At 71.7% G+C, this 17627-nt stretch carries 11 protein-coding genes, 2 tRNA genes and 1 pseudogene; 8 read left to right on the forward strand and 6 right to left on the reverse strand.

The window, feature by feature from the left end; genetic code table 11:
• Position 1: 1 nt before the first annotated feature.
• Both AB0G10_RS34490 and AB0G10_RS34495 read right to left on the reverse strand, forming a co-directional pair.
• Positions 2-604: a DUF6518 family protein gene (locus tag AB0G10_RS34490; protein WP_360931524.1), complete on the reverse strand. Its 603-nt coding sequence runs from the start codon at positions 602-604 to the stop codon at positions 2-4.
• Positions 605-681: 77 nt separating this feature from the next.
• The gene (locus AB0G10_RS34495; protein ID WP_360931931.1) at positions 682-1221 is read right to left on the reverse strand and encodes a sigma-70 family RNA polymerase sigma factor; all 540 of its coding nucleotides are present in this window, start codon (positions 1219-1221) and stop codon (positions 682-684) included.
• Between the two features lie 353 nt (positions 1222-1574).
• On the opposite strand from AB0G10_RS34495, the gene AB0G10_RS34500 reads away from it, so the two are divergent.
• Complete coding sequence (locus AB0G10_RS34500) at positions 1575-4364, forward strand: S8 family serine peptidase (protein WP_360931527.1); 2790 nt, start codon at positions 1575-1577, stop codon at positions 4362-4364.
• A 10-nt stretch (positions 4365-4374) separates the two neighbouring features.
• Positions 4375-5493: pseudogene (locus tag AB0G10_RS34505) on the forward strand (RNA polymerase sigma factor); the annotation flags it as partial.
• On the opposite strand, the gene AB0G10_RS34510 reads toward AB0G10_RS34505, so the two are convergent.
• On the reverse strand, positions 5485-5937 hold the full coding sequence (locus AB0G10_RS34510; protein WP_360931530.1) for a DUF6174 domain-containing protein: 453 nt from the start codon (positions 5935-5937) through the stop codon (positions 5485-5487). The pseudogene AB0G10_RS34505 and the gene AB0G10_RS34510 sit on opposite strands and share 9 nt — an antisense overlap.
• Before the next feature lie 630 nt (positions 5938-6567).
• On the opposite strand from AB0G10_RS34510, the gene AB0G10_RS34515 reads away from it, so the two are divergent.
• Positions 6568-7227 (forward strand): HAD-IA family hydrolase, encoded by a 660-nt coding sequence (locus AB0G10_RS34515; protein ID WP_360931533.1) that lies wholly within the window; start codon positions 6568-6570, stop codon positions 7225-7227.
• Here the strand turns inward: AB0G10_RS34515 and AB0G10_RS34520 are convergent.
• Positions 7208-8758 (reverse strand): ATP-binding protein, encoded by a 1551-nt coding sequence (locus tag AB0G10_RS34520; protein WP_360931536.1) that lies wholly within the window; start codon positions 8756-8758, stop codon positions 7208-7210. The two genes, AB0G10_RS34515 and AB0G10_RS34520, sit on opposite strands and share 20 nt — an antisense overlap.
• Positions 8759-8839: 81 nt before the next feature.
• Here AB0G10_RS34520 and AB0G10_RS34525 point away from each other — a divergent pair, with 81 nt between their 5' ends.
• Entirely contained in the window at positions 8840-12148 is a 3309-nt protein-coding gene (locus AB0G10_RS34525; protein WP_360931539.1) for a PAS domain S-box protein, read from the forward strand.
• 7 nt (positions 12149-12155) lie between these two features.
• Entirely contained in the window at positions 12156-12929 is a 774-nt protein-coding gene (locus tag AB0G10_RS34530; protein ID WP_360931542.1) for a phosphotransferase, read from the forward strand.
• On the opposite strand, the gene rph is transcribed toward AB0G10_RS34530, so the two are convergent.
• On the reverse strand, positions 12911-15145 hold the full coding sequence (rph, locus tag AB0G10_RS34535; protein WP_360931545.1) for a rifamycin-inactivating phosphotransferase: 2235 nt from the start codon (positions 15143-15145) through the stop codon (positions 12911-12913). The genes AB0G10_RS34530 and rph overlap by 19 nt on opposite strands.
• 281 nt (positions 15146-15426) lie before the next feature.
• The gene (locus tag AB0G10_RS34540; protein WP_360931548.1) at positions 15427-15975 is read right to left on the reverse strand and encodes an AbfB domain-containing protein; all 549 of its coding nucleotides are present in this window, start codon (positions 15973-15975) and stop codon (positions 15427-15429) included.
• Positions 15976-16128: 153 nt separating this feature from the next.
• On the opposite strand from AB0G10_RS34540, the gene AB0G10_RS34545 reads away from it, so the two are divergent.
• The 3 genes from AB0G10_RS34545 to AB0G10_RS34555 all read left to right on the forward strand — a co-directional run bounded on the left by AB0G10_RS34545 (position 16129) and on the right by AB0G10_RS34555 (position 17627).
• A tRNA-Asp gene (locus AB0G10_RS34545) sits at positions 16129-16201 on the forward strand.
• An 11-nt stretch (positions 16202-16212) separates the two neighbouring features.
• Positions 16213-16285: transfer RNA gene (locus AB0G10_RS34550), tRNA-Ser, on the forward strand.
• A 28-nt stretch (positions 16286-16313) separates the two neighbouring features.
• Positions 16314-17627, forward strand: a complete 1314-nt coding sequence (locus AB0G10_RS34555; RefSeq protein WP_360931551.1) for an SDR family NAD(P)-dependent oxidoreductase — start codon at positions 16314-16316, stop codon at positions 17625-17627.

A 17627-nucleotide genomic window follows, 5' to 3' on the forward strand; every position in this document is an offset into this window, starting at 1 on the left:
CTCAGCGGAAGCCGGCCACCGTGAGCAGGATCCAGCCGCCGGCCGTGAGCGGCGCCGACCAGGCCAGCACCAGCGCCCGCTCCCGCCATCCGCGCACCAGAAGCACGGTCACCAGCAGGCCCAGACCGGCCATGACGGCGGCGTACTCCCACTGCTCGGCGGTGTCGGCGTTCGGCGTGCCGATCCGCAGCAGCTCGATCGCGCTCTCCGCGAACATCACGGCGGCGGGCAGCGCCAGCGCCGGGCGCCGCAGCCGGCCGCCGGTGCGGGCCAGCACGCCGCCGGCCCCGAACACCAGGCCGGCCACCACCCCGGACCCCATCCAGAGGACGGCCGTGGTGTTGTACAGGTTGCTCCAGTCGTCGTTCTGGATCAGGGCCGCCGCCAGGTAGTAGCTCGGCACCGCCACGACCAGGCACAGGATCGCGGCGGCGACCGAGACCGCCATCCGCCGGCGACCCAGGTAGGTCAGCAGGAAGGCGGCGACCGCCCACGTCCCGAGCGAGTTGCCGAGGTCGGCGAACGGGTACGGCACGTACTTGATCCAGACGAAGTCCAGGAAACCCAGCGCGAACCCGGCCGGCAGCGCCCACATGATGATCACGAGTGCCGATCCTAGGAAGGCCGCGGCGGCGCCGTATCCACTTCGGGACGGACCCGGCTCGGCCGAAAGGCAGAGCGCTACCCCGCTTCCCGCGCCGCCCGCAACGCCGTCACCAGATCGTCCCGGGCCCGCGCCACCCGGGACCGGACCGTGCCGATCGGGCAGGCGCAGATCTCCGCGACCTCGGCGTACGAGAGCCCGGCCACCTGCGTCAGCACGAACGCCTCCCGCCGCTCCTCCGCCAGGCCGGCGATCAGGCCGGTCAGCGCGTGGTGCTCCTCGAAGCGGGACCGGCCGGCGCCGGCCGGGATCCGGCCGTCCGGGAAGACCGTGATCCGCGGGCGGCGGGCGGCGGCCCGGGCGTGGTCGGCCGCGACCCGCCGGGCGATCGCGAACAGCCAGGTCCGCACCGTGGACCGGCCGGCGAACCCGGGCAGCGCGCGCACCACCCGGATGAACGTCTCCTGGGTCAGGTCCTCCACGTCACCGGCCGGCGCCATCGACGACAGGAAGCGCATGACGTCCCGCTGGGTGGCGCGGATCAGCGCGGTCGTGGCGTCGGTGTCGCCCCCGGCCGCCCGCGCGACCAGGGGCGCCAGGACGTCCGGCTCCTTGATGTCCACGGTCAGCGCCCGCCGCCTCTCACGCCGTCTCTCACACCGGCACCCCGCTCACCGATCCCGCCGCCCTCGGCACACCCCGGCGGCGCAGCTCGGCAGGTCTCCCGGGACGGCGCCGAAACCCCCGGTGCGCAGGGAACGCCTGCTCACCGGCACGGCGTCGCCGTCCCCGGGCTCGCGGTGGAGGCGCGGCCGGCGGCCGGGAAGGTGATTCGCATGGTGTCCGTTCGGTCGGAGGGCGGGTTCACATCATTGGTCCGGCCCCGGGGCGACAAAGTTCCCGACGACATCGACTTCCCACTAGCATCCATGGCTATCGAATCGATGGATGTCAGTGGGGGGCTCGCGCATTGAACAGACACCTGCTCCGTCGCTCAGCAACGATCCTCACGGCCGGCGCCACCGTCGTGGCGCTCACCACGCTCAGCGCGCATGGCGCGACTGTGCAGGCGCCGGCCGGCCCGGACGACCGCGCCTACGCCCAGATCGCCGCGCTCCAGCAGCTCAAGAAGTCCCTGTCCGCGACCGAGAAGAAGCTCGACAGCCGCCTCGCGATCGAACTGCGCAAGCGCGGCGACAAGCGGGCGCTGCCGAAGCTGGACACCGGCGTCGAGGTGTCCGCCAAGGGTACGACCGAGGTCGAGGTCCACGCCGCCACGGTGGACGACGACCTGCTGGACCGGCTCCGGGCCGCCGGCGCCGGCATCCGGTTCCCGTCGGCGGAGACCGGCACCGTGCTGGTCGACGCGCCGCTCGGCAGCCTCACCACGATCGCCGGATGGAAGGACGTGCGCGGCGTCAACCTGGCGCGCGGCCTGATCAGCGGGCACCAGCAGAACCCGGCCGCGAAGAAGGCCGAGTCCAAGACGGAGAAGGCGGCCCGCATCGAGAGCCGCATCCGGACAGCGGCAGGCTCGGTCACCTCCGAGGGCGACCGCACCCACGCGGCCGACACGGCCCGCACGCGATACAAGGTCACCGGCACCGGCGTGAAGGTCTGCGCGCTCTCCGACGGCGTCGACTCGCTCGTCGACTCCCAGGCGAGCGGCGACCTGCCCGCCGACGTCGACGTGCTCCCCGGCCAGGAGGGTGACGGCGACGAGGGCACCGCGATGCTGGAGATCCTGCACGACCTCGTACCCAAGGCGCGGTTGGGTTTCGCGACCGCCTTCACGAGTGAGGCGAGCTTCGCCGAGAACATCAGGGCGCTGCGGTTCGAGGCGGGTTGCGACATCATCGTCGACGACGTCGTCTACTACCACGAGAGCCCGTTCCAGGACGGTCTGCCCGCGCAGGCGGTCAATGCCGTCACCGCGGACGGCGCGTTCTACTTCAGTTCGGCCGGCAATGAGGGGAACACCCTCGACGGCACGGCGGGCAACTGGGAGGGCGACTTCACCGACTCCGGCCGTGGCGTCGGCAAGTTCGCCGGCGACGCCCACGACTTCGATCCGGGTACGCCGGTGCAGGAGTTCAACCCGCTGTCGCCCGGGAGCGCCGGCCGGGTCGTGACGCTGTGGTGGGCCGACGCCCTCCTCTCCTCCGCCAACGACTACGACCTCTACCTGCTCAACGCCGCGGGCGACGTCACGAACTTCTCGCAGGACGTGCAGAACGGCGACGACGACCCGTTCGAGATCCTGCAGACCGGCACCGGCGCGGGGCAGCGGCTCGCCGTGGTGAAGTACGCCGGCGCCGACCGGTACCTGCAGCTCACCGCGTTCCGGGGCCGGTTCGCCGACTCGGCCGACGGGCTGAAGGGCTTCGCCACGCCCGGGGTGACCCGCGGGCACAGCGCCGCCGAGAACGCCTTCTCTGTCGCCGCCACCCCGGCCGCCGCGCCACTCGACTTCGACCTGGAGGCGGGCGACCCGCCGAACCCGGCCGGGCCGTACCCGAACGTGCACACCCGGCAGTCGAAACCGGAACGGTTCACCTCGGACGGCCCCCGCCGGATGTTCTACGCGGCGAACGGCACCCCGTACACGCCCGGGAACTTCACCGCGACCGGCGGCGTGGTCCGGGACAAGCCGCAGATCACCGCGGCCGACGGCGTCTCCACGACGGTCCCCGGCTTCGAGACGTTCTTCGGCACGTCGGCGGCCGCCCCGCACGCCGCCGCGATCGCGGCACTGGCCCTCTCCGGCAACCCGGGGATGACCAACCCGGAGATCCGGGCGGCGCTCACCGGCACCGCGCTGGACCTGGCCCCGGCCGGGTACGACCACCGCACCGGCGCCGGCGTGATCCGCGCCGACCTGGTGCTGCGCGACACCGGCGCGACACCCCAGCCGCTCGTCGAGACCGGCGAGCCGGCGATCACCCCGGCCACCGGGGACGGGGACGCCTATCTGGAACCGGGCGAGAAGGCCACCGTGACGCTGCCGGCCACGAACGCCGGCGACGGCACCGCGACCGGCGTCAGCGTCGTCGTCACGTCCGACGACGCCCGGGCCACCGTGACACCGCGGTCCCGGTCGTACGGCACCATCGCCCCGGGCGCCACGAAGACCCGGGACTACACGCTGAGCCTGGCCGCCGGCTATCCGGTCGGCCGCCCGGTGACGCTCACCGCGAAGGCGACGTTCGCCGGCGTGCTGTCGCCGACCACGAGCACCGTCGTGGTGCCGACCGGCCGGCCGTCGGCGGAGGTCCGGGACTTCGCGTACGCCGGCCCGCCCGTCGCCATCCCGGACAACGACCCGACCGGCGCCTCGGCGACCGTGGACGTGAGCGGCGTCGGGTACGCGTCGTCGGTCCGGTTCTCGATCGACGGCACGGCGTGCTCCACGACCGCGGCCTCGACGACGGTGGGCCTGGACCACACCTTCGTGGGCGACCTGGTGGCCACCCTGACCGCACCCGGCGGCCAGACAGCGACGCTGTTCTCCCGCAGCGGCGCCGGCGGCAACAATTTGTGCCAGGCCGTCTTCGACGACGCGGCCGCCACCCCGTTCAGCGCGGCGGTCTCGGCCGACGCCCCGTTCACCGGGACGTGGCGTCCGGACCAGCCGCTCGGCACGCTGCGTGTCTCCCCGGCGGACGGTGCGTGGACCCTCCACGTGGCCGACCGGTTCAACGCCGACACCGGCTCGATCCGGGCGTTCTCGGTGCACCTGACCGGCTACGCGGCGGACTGACGGCGAGGGTTCGGGCGTGCCGCGGCGCGCCCGGACCCTCACCCACCATTCCCACCGGGCATGGATACCGTGCCTGACCAGCTATAATGGTCACAGGCAGACGGCCTCTCCGCAGCGCTCTCCGATGCTTGCGATGCCTCCGAGTCCAACCCGGAGTTGATTCATGACGACGACGATCGCCGCACCGCACACCTTCGACGACGACGAGCCCGAGGTCGCCGAGCCGGTCTCGCCGCAGACCGACAACGTCAAGGCCTACCTCCGCGAGATCGGCCGGGTCCCACTGCTCACGGCCGAGCAGGAGGTCTCGATCGCGAAACGCATCGAGGCGGGGCTCTACGCGACCGAGTTGATCCGCACCCAGCGCCGGGACGACGCCGATCTGCGGTTCGTGGCGCGGGACGGCGAGACCGCCAAGGCCCACCTGCTCCGGGCCAACCTGCGGCTCGTCGTGAGCATCGCGAAGCGCTACTCCGGCCGCAACATGCCGTTCCTCGACCTCATCCAAGAGGGCAACATCGGCCTGATCCGCGCCGTCGAGAAGTTCGACTACACCAAGGGCTTCAAGTTCTCGACGTACGCGACCTGGTGGATCAAGCAGGCGATCAGCCGGGCCATCGCCGATCAGGGGCGCACCATCCGGATCCCGGTGCACATGGTCGAGGTGATCAACAAGCTGCTCCGCACGCAACGTGAGCTGCTGATCCAACTCGGTCGTGACGCCACACCGGCCGAGCTCGGCAAGGAGATGGACCTGCCGGCCGAGAAGATCCTGGAGATCCAGCAGCACGCCCGTGAGCCGATCTCGCTGGACCAGAGCGTCGGCACCGAGAACGATTCGCACTTCGGCGACTTCATCGAGGACACCGATGCCGTGGTGGCGCTCGACGCGGTCAGCTTCACGCTGCTGCGCGACGAGCTCGACACCATCCTGGCGACGCTGACCGAGCGGGAGGCCGGCGTGGTCCGGCTGCGGTTCGGGCTCTGCGACGGGGTGCCGCACACCCTGGACGAGATCGGTCAGGTCTACGGCGTCACCCGCGAGCGGATCCGGCAGATCGAGATGAAGACGATGTCGAAGCTGCGCCACCCGGCGCGGGCCGGCACGCTGCGCGACTTCCTAGGCTGAATAGTCGCTCACGGCGAAACACATGCCGCCGTCGTAAGCCATCGCCTTCTGGTCGAATCCGAACGCGACCGGGTGCCCGTCGACCGGGTCGCGATCGCGCCGGATCCCCGGGTTCTCCAGGTCGGCCGACGTGATCCACTCGTCGAGATCGCCGAGCGTCGGCGCCTGGAAGGTGGCGTTCGCACTCGCCTGCTCGTTGAGGGGCACGCTCGACGACACCCGGCCGTCCCGCACCGCCACCCGATAGCGCGCCTCGGAGAAGCCGCGGGTGCATCCCGTGGTCAGCGTGAACGCATAGCTCCGGGGTTCGACCCAGTCGACAGGCTCAGAGGCCGATGTGTACGAGGGAACGACCGGCGGCGCGACCGTCGTCGTGGCGGGCGACCCGCACCCCGGAATCGCGAGCAGCACCGCGGCGGCCAGCAGCCTGGAACCCGTACCCATGACAGTCATGATCCTCGGACGGCCGCAACCACCCACGGGTTTCCGGCTCTGTCACCCTCGTCCCGGGGGACCGTGCGCGCACAGCCTCACCCGACCCGCGCCGCCGCAACCGGCAAGGCCGCACCCCAACCGCCCACACCCGCACCGCACCCGGCCGCCCACACCCGCACCGCACTCACACCCGCACCCGCACCCGCACGGATCTTGGACGACCCCCCACCGTTTTCCAGATCTTGGACGCCTCCCCACCGATTCCGGTGCCAATCCGTCCAAGATCCCGCAGAGGGTGAGCATCGTCCAAGAACGCGCGGACACGGTGGGCGATCGTCCAAGAACACGCGGGCACGGTGAGCGATCGTCCAAGAACGCGCGGACACGGTGGGCGATCGTCCAAGAACGCGCGGGCAGGGTGAGCGATCGTCCAAGATCTGCGGGCGGCGGTGCCGGCGGGGCGGGCGTCGAGAGGGCGGGCGTCGAGGGGCGGTGCGGGCGTCGAGGGGGCGGGCTTCGGGGGCGGTGCCTGCGCGATCAGTGGCGTCGGCTCCGTGGGCGGCCGCGGGGAGACCTTCGCCTCCGGCCGGCCGCACTTCCGGAGCGGGGGCGCGGCGCGGGGCAGGGATACTGGCGGCCGTGACTTTCAAGGCTCTTGTCTTCGATTTCGACGGTCTGCTCATGGACACCGAGACGACGTTGTTGGAGAGCTGGCGCTGGGAGTGGCGCCGCCACGGGCTGGAGCTCGACGCCGCCGGGTTCTTCGCCGATCACGGCGGGGATGTGAACGAGGGACGGTATGCGGCACTGGCGGCGGCGGTCGGGGCCGGCTTCGACCGGGACGTCAGTGACACGCGACGGCAGGCGTACCGGAAGGGGTTGAATGATGCTCTGAAGCCGGCGCCGGGCATCGAAGCGTGGCTGAGGCGGGCCGGTGATCGGGGGCTGCGCCTGGCGGTGGCGAGCAGTTCGCCGCTGTGGCACGTCGGGGCGATGCTGGATCAGGCCGGGCTGCGGGAGCGGTTCGAGGTGATCGCCACGGGTGAGGAGGTGGCGGCGCATAAGCCGGATCCGGCGGTCTATCTGCTGGCGTTGCAGAGGCTGGGGTTGCCGCCGCAGGAGGCGCTCGCGTTCGAGGACACCGCGCACGGGGTCGCGGCGGCGCGGGCTGCGGGCATGCGATGTGTGGCCGTGCCGAATCCGCACGCCGAGCACGCCCGGTTCGGCGCCGCCGACCTGATTCTCGCGAGCGCCGCCGACCTGACGCTGGACGAGGTGATCAGCAGGCTGGGAGGCTGATCCGGACCGTGGTGCCGCCCTCGCCGGAGTCCAGCCGCAGGAAGCCGCCGGCCTGCCGGACGATCTCCTGGGCGGTGGCGAGGCCGAGCCCGGCGGTACGGCTGCCCGTCTTCGTGGTGAAGAACGGCTCGAAGGCGCGCCGCCGCACGTCCGGGGTCATCCCGCGACCGGTGTCCACCATCTCGATCGTGACGGTGCCGGCGGGCCCGGCGGACGAGCAGAGGGTCACCACGCCACCGCCGGGCATGGCCTCGCAGGCGTTGCGGAACAGCACCTGGAGCAGCCGGTCGAGCCCGCGCCGGTCGATGCAGACCAGCGGGGTGTCGTCGTCGAGGCGCAGGTCGACGCGCACGTCGTCGCAGCCAGCCTGCCGGGCGAACGCCCGCAGGAAACCGGTGACGTCCACGACCGACGGGTCGTTCGCCTCCTGCCGGCCGAGCGCCACGAGCCGGGCCGTCAGCGCGGCCGCCCGCTCGCCGCGCTTCGCCACCATGCCGAGATCGTCGAGCAGGCCGGTCGCGGTGGCCGGGGCGATCCGGCCCGCGTCCCGCTCCTCGGTGATCGACGAGCGGGCGGCGGTGAGGAAGCTCAGCATCCCGCCGACCAGGTCGTCGAAGTCGCTCGCGACGCCGCCGGCCATCCGCCGCAGGCAGTCCATCCGGTCGGCGTCGTGGCCGGCGGCCTCCTCCTGCCGGCGCTTGATCTCGTGAGTGACCCGGTTCTCGGCGGCGACCACGTCGGAGATGTCGTCGACCATGACGACGGCGCCCCCGGCGTCGTCGTCATGGTCGCCGTCGAAGGGCCGCAGGTGCACCCGCAGCCAGCGCTCACCGTGGTCGTCGCGGATCAGATGCGTACGGAACAGCCGCTCCTCGCCGGGCAGCCCGGTGATCCGGGCCTCCGGTTCGAGGCAGACCTGCCAGCCGGACCCGGACAGCGACGCCGACCCGGTGGTCTCCTCGAGGCGCGGGTTCACGTAGACCGCGTCGCCGTTCGCGTCGAGCAGCGCGATCCCGACCGGCGAGGCCGTCGCCATCGCCTCGAACTGCCGCTCGCTGTGCAGCAGTGCGTGCGTCTTCTCCACCAGCTTCGCGTTGACGGCCCTGCTGTGCACCCGGTCGAAGTCGACGGTGGCGCCGACGCTCACCTCGACCGGCCCGTCCTCGAGGACCGCGTCGACGGCGTCGAGCAGCTCGCGCGGATCGGTGGTGCGCGGCACGACCCGGGACACCCCGTAGGCGTCGGCGAACGGCCGGGTCTCCGAGTCGAGGTAGTTGGCGGTGTAGAAGATGACCGGCGCGCGGGCGGCGCGCGGGTCACCGCCGGTACGCATCCGGTGCACCAGCTCGAGGCCGTCGATGCCGGGCATCAGCACGTCGGAGACGACGAGATCGGGGTGCCGGTCCCGGACCACGTTCAGCGCGTCGAAGCCGTCACGGGCCTCCAGCACCTCGTGACCACGGCAGCTGAGCAGGGTGTTCATCAGATCGCGGTTCACGGTGACGTCGTCGACGACGAGCACGGTGGCCATCACGGCCCCCTCGGCTTTCGGCTGGTGATACTGGAAATCGTCCCTCGCCGGGGCCGGATGAAGGTGTCTAATGCGAAAGAAATGACGACGGATCTACGCCTGCCGGAGACCACCCAGATCGCGGCGGGTGTCCTGGCTCTGGCCATCGGGTTCCCCACGCTGGTGTGGGGCGCTCCGGAGCTGGGCGTCTGCCTGGTCACGCTCGGGGCCGGCGCGATCGCCATCGCCCGCGGCCGGGGCAGTCCGGTCTTCCCGGCGCTGGGGTTCATGAGCGCCCTGGCCGGCCTGATGGTCGAGCCCGATCCGGCGGCGATCGGATTCCTGCTGATCGCGGCCGCCCAAGCGTTGATCCTGACGGCCGCAACCCGGGCCTGGGCGGCTCCGGCCGGTCAGGTCTGTGCCATGACGGCCGGGGCGAACAGCGTGCTCGGCTGCTACGGAGCGGTCTTCCAGGCCTCCTCCGTCGCGACCGTCCCGGGCCACTGGGTGGCTTCGGTCACGCTGGCCGGCGCGTCGTTCGGGCTGGCGCTGGCGGCGCTCGCCACCAGCAGGCAGTTCGGCATCGCCCGGCTGCTGTTCGGGCGGACCGTGAGCGCGCTGCTCACCCGCCGGCTGCTCGCGTCCTCGCTGCTCGTCCTGCCGGCCGTCGGCCTGCTGCTGATCGCCGGGCAGAACGCCGGCTGGTACGGCATCCACTTCCGCTACGCCATGCTCGTGGTCGCCGACGTGGCGCTGGTGGTCGTGGTCGGGCTGCTGACCGGCGCCCGGTTCGCGCGGATGGAGGCCGCCGACGCCGTGGCCCGCACCGAGCTGCGCCACCGCGAGGGCATCGCCACGATCATGCGGAACACGCCGACCGCGTTCTCGGTGAAGGGCCTCGACGGGCGTTACCTGGTCGCGTCCACCGCCTTCGAGCAGATGCACGGCCTCGAACCGGGTGGCGCCATCGGGCTCGCCGATCGGGATCTCCACACCCCGGAGAAGCTTTCCGAGATCGTACGTCGTGAGCGCACGGTCTTCCGGTCCCGCGAAGCGGCGGTGTTCGAGGACGAATCCGACTCCCGTACCTTCGTCACCACGCTCTTCCCGATCTGCGACGGGTCCGGCGAGCCGGTCGCCATCTGCAGCGGCACCACCGAGATCACCGAGGTGCGCCTCGCCGAGCGGAAGTTCAAGAGCCTGCTGGACGCCTCCCCCGAGGCGATGATCTGCGTGAACGCGGACGGCCGGATCGTGCTCGCCAACGCCCGCGCGCTGCTGGTCTTCCGGTACGAGCGCAGCGAGCTGATCGGCACCCCGGTCGAGGCGCTGGTCCCGGAGGCCCTTCGCGCCCGGCACGTCGCCCACCGGCGGAGCTACCTCGCGAACCCGGCGCCGCGGCACATGGGCAGGGCCATGCGCCTCACCGCGGTCCGCAAGGACGGCACCGAGCTGCTGGTCGAGGTGAGCCTCGCGCCGATGGACAGCGAGAACGGCCAGGTCGTCTTCGCGGCGGTCCAGGACATCACCGCCGAGGTGGAGGCGGAGCAGCGGCTGCGCACCGAACGCGAACAACTCCAAATGATCATCGAGGCGGCCCGCGACCCGTTCGTCAGCATGAACGACCGGGGCTGGATCACCGAGTTCAACGGGCAGGCCGAGCGCGTCTTCGGCCGGCGGCGCACCGAGGTGATCGGCCGCATGGTGCTCGGCACGATCCTCCCGGCCCGGTACGGCGGGGTGCTGAAGCGCCTGCTCGCCGGACACGGGGAGGCGCTGCTCGAGCAGCCCGCCGAGATGTTCGCGATGCACCGCGACGGCACCGAGATCCCGGTCGAGCTGACCCTCTGGCGGATCGTCCGGGACGGGCGGCCGACGTTCCACGCCTTCGCCCGCGACATCACCGCCCGCCGGCAGACCGAGCTCGCCCTGGCCGAGGCCCGCGACCAGGCGATCGAGACGGCCCGGCTGAAGTCGCAGTTCCTCGCGTCGATGAGCCACGAGATCCGCACCCCGATGAACGGCGTCATCGGCCTCACCGGGCTTCTGCTGGACACCTCTCTCGACGAGGAGCAGCGACGGTACGCCGAGGGCATCCGCGGCGCCGGGGCCGGGCTGCTCACGGTCATCAACGACATCCTCGACTTCTCCAAGCTGGAAGCCGGCAAGGTGCTGCCCGAGCGGGTCGGCTTCGCGGTGGGCCGGCTGCTCGACGAGGTGGTGACGCTGCTGGACGACGGGCGGCTCACCGTGTCCGCCTCCTGCGACCCGCGGCTGCCCGGGACGCTGAGCGGGGACGCCGGGAAGCTGCGCCAGGTGCTGTTCAACCTGGTCGGCAACGCCGTGAAGTTCACCGAGGAGGGCCAGGTCACGGTCTCCGCCACGCTGGAGGACGGCGATCCGTACCGGGTGCGGTTCGCGGTCACCGACACCGGCATCGGGATCGACGAGGACAAGCAGCGGACGCTCTTCGAGCCGTTCACCCAGGCCGACGCGAGCACCACCCGGCGGTTCGGCGGCACCGGGCTCGGCCTGGCGATCTGCCGCGAGCTGGTGCACATCATGGGCGGCGCCATCACGGTGACGAGCAGTCCGGGCCGGGGCAGCACCTTCGCCTTCACGGTGCCGCTCTCGCCGGCCGGGGAGGCGCCGCCCACACCTCCCCCGCCACCGGCGCCGGCGCGGCACCGCGGTCACGTCCTGCTCGTCGAGGACAACGAGATCAACCAGGTGGTGGCGCTCGGCATGCTGGCCCGGCTCGGCTGCACCGCCGATGTGGCCCCGGACGGCCTCACCGCCGTACGCATGGCCCTGGAAAAGAATTATCGGGCGATCTTCATGGATTGCCTCATGCCGATCATGGACGGTTACACGGCCACCGAGGAGATCCGCCGATCCGGCTCCCGGGTCCCGATCATCGCGATGACGGCGGGGGCGATGGCCGAGGACCGGGCGCGCTGCCTCGCCGCCGGCATGGACGACCACATCGCGAAACCGCTGATGCCGGCCGACATCGCCGCCGCCCTGGACCGCAGCGCCGACCCGCTGACCCACCAGATCACCCAGCGCCTGGACCTGCTGCGCCGGGCCGCCCCGGCCCTCGACGACGAGAAGCTGTCCGGCCTGCTGGGCCGGCTGGCCGCCCAGATCCCGGTGCTGGCCGAGGAGATCTGCCAGGCGCTCGCCATGGAGGACCAGGACGCCCTCGCCGAGGCCGCCCACCAGCTCAAGGGGGCCGCCGCCAACCTGGGCGCCGAATCCCTGGCCGAGGTGGCCGACCGGCTCGAGAGGGCGGACCCGGCGACGGCCGTCGCGGTGATCCCGGCCCTGAGGTCCTCGGCGCGGGAGACCCTCGACGCGGTCGCGACCGTCCGGAATTCGATGTCGGCGCCGCCCGCCGTGGTGCTATGACATATCGATGGTCCTACCTGGCGGCAACACCACGGGAGCGGTACGGATAGGCGACGTGGTCCACAAGCCGGCCTCGCCGTGGACCCCCGCGGTCCACGCCCTGTTGCGCCATCTGGAGAGCGCGGGCTTCGAAGGCGCTCCGCGGGCGTTCGGGATCGACGCCGAGGGTCGCGAGATGCTGTCGTATCTGCCCGGCGAGACGATCGGCGGCCGGATCCCGTGGCCTGCCTGGGCGTTCGCCGACGCGACGCTGGTGCAGACGGGGCGGTGGCTGCGGCGGCTCCACGACCTGACCGAGGATTTCTCGCCGCCTCCCGGGGCGCGGTGGTTCGCGGGCGCGACGATGCGGCCCGGCATGGTGGTGGGTCACCAGGACGCCGCCCCCTACAACGCCGTCGTGGCCGGCGGCTCGCTCACCGGCTTCTTCGACTGGGACACGGCCGGGCCGTCGACGCGCGAGTTCGACCTGGCCTTCTCGGCGCTGTCCTGGGTGCCGCTCTACGCGCAGGCCGAGGCTCTTGGCTTCGACCGCCCGGACGACCGCGGCCGGCGCCTGCATCTGCTGCTCGACGCCTACGCGTACGCGGGCGACCGCCGGCGGTTCGGCACGGTGATCGTCGAGCGGGCCCGGCGGCAGGCCGAGGTGATGCGCTCGATGGCCGGGGCCGGTGATCCGGCGGCGACCGCGCTGCTGCCGGTCGCCGCCGGCCTCGAACGGTCGGCCGACGAGGTCGAGAACCTGCCCGAGGCCTTCTGGTCCCCTCAGAGCAGCTCGACGTAGCCGTCCATGCCGTGCAGGCGGATGCGCCGGCCGTCCGGGATGCGGGTGGTGGCGTTCTCGACGCCGACCACGGCGGGCAGGCCGTACTCGCGGGCGATCACGGCGCCGTGCGTCATCAGGCCGCCGACCTCGGTGACCAGGCCGGCGATGCCGACGAACGCCGGGGTCCAGCTCGGGTCGGTGTAGGCGGTCACCAGGATGTCGCCCGGCTCCAGATCCGCCTCGGCCATGTCGTGCGCGACGCGGGCCCGGCCCTCGACGACCCCGGCCGAGACCGGGAGGCCGGCCAGCGCGCCGTCCGGGAGATCGTCGCGGCGGTAGGCGCCGGTGAGAACCTCGCCCTCGGACGTCAGGACGCGGGGCGCCGTGAGCGTGAGATAGGACGTGAACGCCTCCTTGCGCTCCGCGATGAGCCGCTCGTCGGCCCGCTGCGCGATCACCACGTCCCGGAACTCCTCGAGCGTCAGGAAGAAGACGTCCTCGGTGTCCTTGAGCACCCCGGCCTCGACCAGCCGGCGCGCCTCACCGAGGAGGGCCTGCTTGTAGACGAAGTACCGGCTGACAAGATGATATTTCGGATATTCTCGATAGCCGATGAAGGTCCGTACCCGGTCGATCATCGTCTTCGTCTCGGCCGCCTTCGCTTCCCCGCCGTCCGGCAGCTGCCGCAGCCGCGCCAGCACCGACTCCTCCTTCGCCATCGCCTCGCGCCGGCCCTGCTCGAACCGCCGGGCGTGCTCCCCCGGCGCCGCGTTGCGCACGTTGCTGAGGATCATCGGGACGAGGGCGGACGGCTGCTCACTCCACCGCGGCCGGGTGATGTCGATCTCGCCGACGCAGCGCATGCCGTAGCGGTCCAGGTAGCGGCCGATGGCCTCGTGCGCCTGCCCGCCTCCCGCGATCCCCGGCAGCTCGTCCAGGGGCCCGCCGTCCCGGAGATGCGCCACGACCTCCGGATGCGGCCGGATCACGTCGGCCACATCGAGCAGCGCCATTCCCATCTCCGACGTCACGTTGTCCGGCGCCGACTGGGTCAGGGTGTCGGCCGCGTTCTTCTCCCCGAGCCATTCCTCCAGGTGCTCGTTGAGCCACCAGGAGGCTTCCATCCCGGCGAGAATGGCGGGCATGTTCCGCGGATCGAAGAGGATCTGCCGCATCTCCCGGATGTCCGTGATGCAGAAGTCGAGCAGTTCCGCGCCGGTCTTCGTACCGATGTCGCGCTTCAATGTCTCGAGGGCCGCCTCCCGAGCCGCGATCAGGTCGGCGACGATTCCGGGATCGTTGTCGAGCGGTGGCGTCTCGCCGCTGCCCGGGAACGACGCGTCCTCGGCGAGGGGCACGAAGTCCGTCCGGTCCACGATGCTCTGCAGGGCATCGCCGATCAGGGGATCAGATCTTCCCAGCCCGTGTACGAGGGCAGCACTCAGTCGCGAGGTCACGTCGACGAAGAGCCGCCCACCGGCGTCCACCATGTGACCCGGCGACGTCAGTTTCCAGACCGAGATGCCGAGCGGTTTCATCGCCTCGGTCATCATCTGCTGGTGGCCGACCGAGACGTACACCCGATTCGTGTCGTCGCCCGATTCCGGAATGGGGAACAGCGTGGTGATCGGCCGGCTCTGGAGAATGGCGAATCCGCCGGCGTCCCGGCACCACTCGATGTCCTGGGGGCCGCCGAAATGTGCCTCGATCCGGCGCCCGAGCGCGGCCAGCCGTACGATGTCGGGGTCTTCCAGAACCGGACGGTCCACTATCTTCTTCTGCGTCACCGCGTCGTCGCGAACCTCGTAGACGTCGGCGTTCACCAGCCCGGAGACCAGCGCATCCCCCAGCCCGAACCCGGCGTCGATGGAGGCAACCCGGCGATTCCCGGTGACCGGATGAGCGGTGAACATGATCCCGGCGGCTTCCGCGGCGACCATCTCCTGGACGACCACGGCCATCCGCACGGCCTCGTCGCCGATGCCTCTGCTCCGCCGATAGGCGACGGCCCTCTCGGTGAACAGCGAGTCCCAGCAGCGCCGGACGTGGTCGAGGACGGCCTCTTTCCCCACGATGTTCAGGTACGAGTCGTGCTGCCCGGCGAACGACGCCCCCGCCGAATCCTCGGCGGTCGCGCTGGACCGCACCGCATAGGCCACACCCGGGACCACGGCATCGGCGATCGCCGCCGCGACCTCGTCCCGGTCCCGTTCCCCGAAGGCCTCGGTCGTCACGCAGAAACCGGGCGGAACCCGCAATCCCTCGATGCGGGACAGCTCACCCAGGTGCGCGCCCTTCCCCCCCGGCGATCTCCACCATCGACCGGTCGAGCTCGTCCAATGCCACGACGTAGCGGCTCACCCCGCCCACCGTCCTCTCGCGTCGGCTCCGGCGATTGTGCGGGACAACGGGGGTCTTGCGGCAAGATCCCCCCTTTGCTATAGCTTGAAAGTGGAGGAGAGCACGGCGATGCCCCGGAGGCCAGGGGCTCTCCGGGGCTTCATGGGACGGCCGATCAAGCCAGCGGCGGGCGGGCCGACCAGGTCGAGTCCTCGTTGAACAGGCGCGAGCCGTCGTCGGGGTGCAGCCACAGGTGATAGTCGGCGTGGCGGATGAACCGGCCGGGGAAGTTGAACGACTCGAAGGAGACCCAGCCCGGGTTGGACGTGGCGTTGCCGCGGCGGACGTGGAAGGTGGCGTCCTCGCGATAGAGCCGGGAGCCGTCCGACCGGCTGATCTGGAGCCGGAACCCCGAGTGCCGCAGGTAGTAACTCGGATAGTTCTTCGAGCGCAGCGACACCCCGGACCCGGCCAGCCCGGGAACCAGCAGCCAGGTGGCGTCCTCACGGTCCAGCCGGCTGGAGACCGTCGTCAGCTCGCCGAGGTAGTTCGCGTGCCGCGCGAAGTGGCCCGGAAAGTTGAACGATTCCAGCGAATAGTATTCCGAGAGCGGCACGGCGGCCGTGGCCGGCGCGACCGTGACGCCGAGCGTGGCGATCGTGGCCACGAGGGCCGCGAGCAGCGCCCTCCATCGAACCCGGATGCCTGACCGATGCGGTGCCATGACTCGTTTCCTCCCCCGTCGAACCGGCGAGACTGCCGGCTCGCTGAGCATATGCACCCTTAAACCGGGATATTCGAGGAAGTTGATAAATCGTACGTTTCGGAATATCCGATGGCGACGCTCTGATGATCTTCGGTATGGTGCTGCCACGGTGGGCCTGTAGCGCAGGGGTAGTCGCGCCGCCCTATCACGGCGGAGGATGCCGGTTCGAGTCCGGTCGGGCCCACCGCCGCGAGGTGGCCGGTAGCGCAGTGGTCGACGCGCCGAACTGCTCATTCGGAGGACGCCGGTTCGAATCCGGCCCGGCCGCCCTCGCATCACAGAGGCGAAGGCAGGCGATGGACAGCGACGAGGTCGAGGCCGCGCTGCGGGTGCTCGGTGAGGTGCGCGCGCTGCCCGTCGACGATCCGGTGCGGATGCGGGTTCAGCGCGCCGTCGACGGGCTGCTCAAGGACGCTCAGCGCCAACGCCGGGCGCATCGGCGCCGGCAGACCGCCGAGGGTGACCGTGCCGTCGTCGCCGCGACGGCGACCGGGGCCACCGACCGCCCCGACGGCGTCCCGGCCCCGATAGCCGATGTGGCGACGACCGCCGCGAGCACCCGGCGCGAGCGGCGCTGCTACGCCTGCCGGGACCGCTTCCGCATCGTCGACGCCTTCTATCACGCGCTCTGCCCCGGCTGCGCCGGCGAGCACCGCCACCACCGCGACGCCCGCGCCGATCTCAGCGGACGCCGGGCCGTCGTCACCGGCGGGCGGGTGAAGATCGGCTACCAGGTGGCCCTCAAGCTGCTGCGCAGCGGCGCCGCCGTGACGGTGGTGACCCGGTTCCCGGCCGACGCGACGAGCCGGTACGCCCGGGAGCCGGACGCCGCCGCCTGGCTGCCGTCCCTGCGGATCATCGGCGCCGACCTGCGCGACCCCCGGCAGGTCCTCGACCTGGCCGAGCGCGTGTCGCAGGACCCGCTGGACATCCTGGTCAACAACGCGGCCCAGACGGTACGCCGGCCGGACTGGGCGTACCGCCCCCTCATCACCGCGGAGCTGACCGCCGGGACCGCTGTCGAGACCGTCGCCGGATACCGCCCCGACCTGGCCCTGCCCGCTCTCGGGACGGCGACCGGCACGACCATCACGGACGCCACCGGCGCGCTCGTGGTGCACGGATCGAGCAACTCCTGGACCGCCCGGATCGGCGAGGTCGACCCGGTGGAGCTGCTGGAGGTGCAGCTGGTCAACGTCGTGGCGCCGTTCCTGCTGGTCGACCGGCTGCGCCCGGCGCTGACCGGCCCCGGCCCGCACCGCCGCTACATCGTGAACGTCACCGGCCGGGAGGGCTGGTTCGGCGAGGACGGACCCGGCCCGGCGCGGCATCCGCACACAGCGGTCAGCAAGGCCGCGCTCAACATGCTGACCCGGGTGGCGGCGGCCGACCTGGCCCGGCACCGGGTGCACATGTGCGGCGTCGACACCGGCTGGATCACCGACGAGAACCCGGCCGACCGCAGGGAGCGCCGCGCCGCCGCCGGCTGGCGTCCCCCGCTCGACGTCGTCGACGCGGCGGCCCGCATCCTGCACCCGATCGTCAGCGGCGAGGCCGGGAAGCCGTTCCACGGCGTGCTGCTCAAGAACTACGCCGTGGTGCCGTGGTGA

The organism is Actinoplanes sp. NPDC023714 (assembly GCF_040639855.1).
Taxonomy (GTDB): domain Bacteria; phylum Actinomycetota; class Actinomycetes; order Mycobacteriales; family Micromonosporaceae; genus Actinoplanes.

Excerpts from the sequence above, each read along its gene's own strand:
- AB0G10_RS34540 (WP_360931548.1), bottom strand. The coding sequence starts at position 15,975 with ATGGCACCGCATCGGTCAGGCATCCGGGTTCGATGGAGGGCGCTGCTC.
- AB0G10_RS34555 (WP_360931551.1), top strand. The coding sequence starts at position 16,314 with ATGGACAGCGACGAGGTCGAGGCCGCGCTGCGGGTGCTCGGTGAGGTG.
- AB0G10_RS34525 (WP_360931539.1), top strand. The coding sequence starts at position 8,840 with ATGACGACGGATCTACGCCTGCCGGAGACCACCCAGATCGCGGCGGGT.
- AB0G10_RS34520 (WP_360931536.1), bottom strand. The coding sequence starts at position 8,758 with ATGGCCACCGTGCTCGTCGTCGACGACGTCACCGTGAACCGCGATCTG.
- AB0G10_RS34530 (WP_360931542.1), top strand. The coding sequence starts at position 12,156 with ATGGTCCTACCTGGCGGCAACACCACGGGAGCGGTACGGATAGGCGAC.
- AB0G10_RS34510 (WP_360931530.1), bottom strand. The coding sequence starts at position 5,937 with ATGGGTACGGGTTCCAGGCTGCTGGCCGCCGCGGTGCTGCTCGCGATT.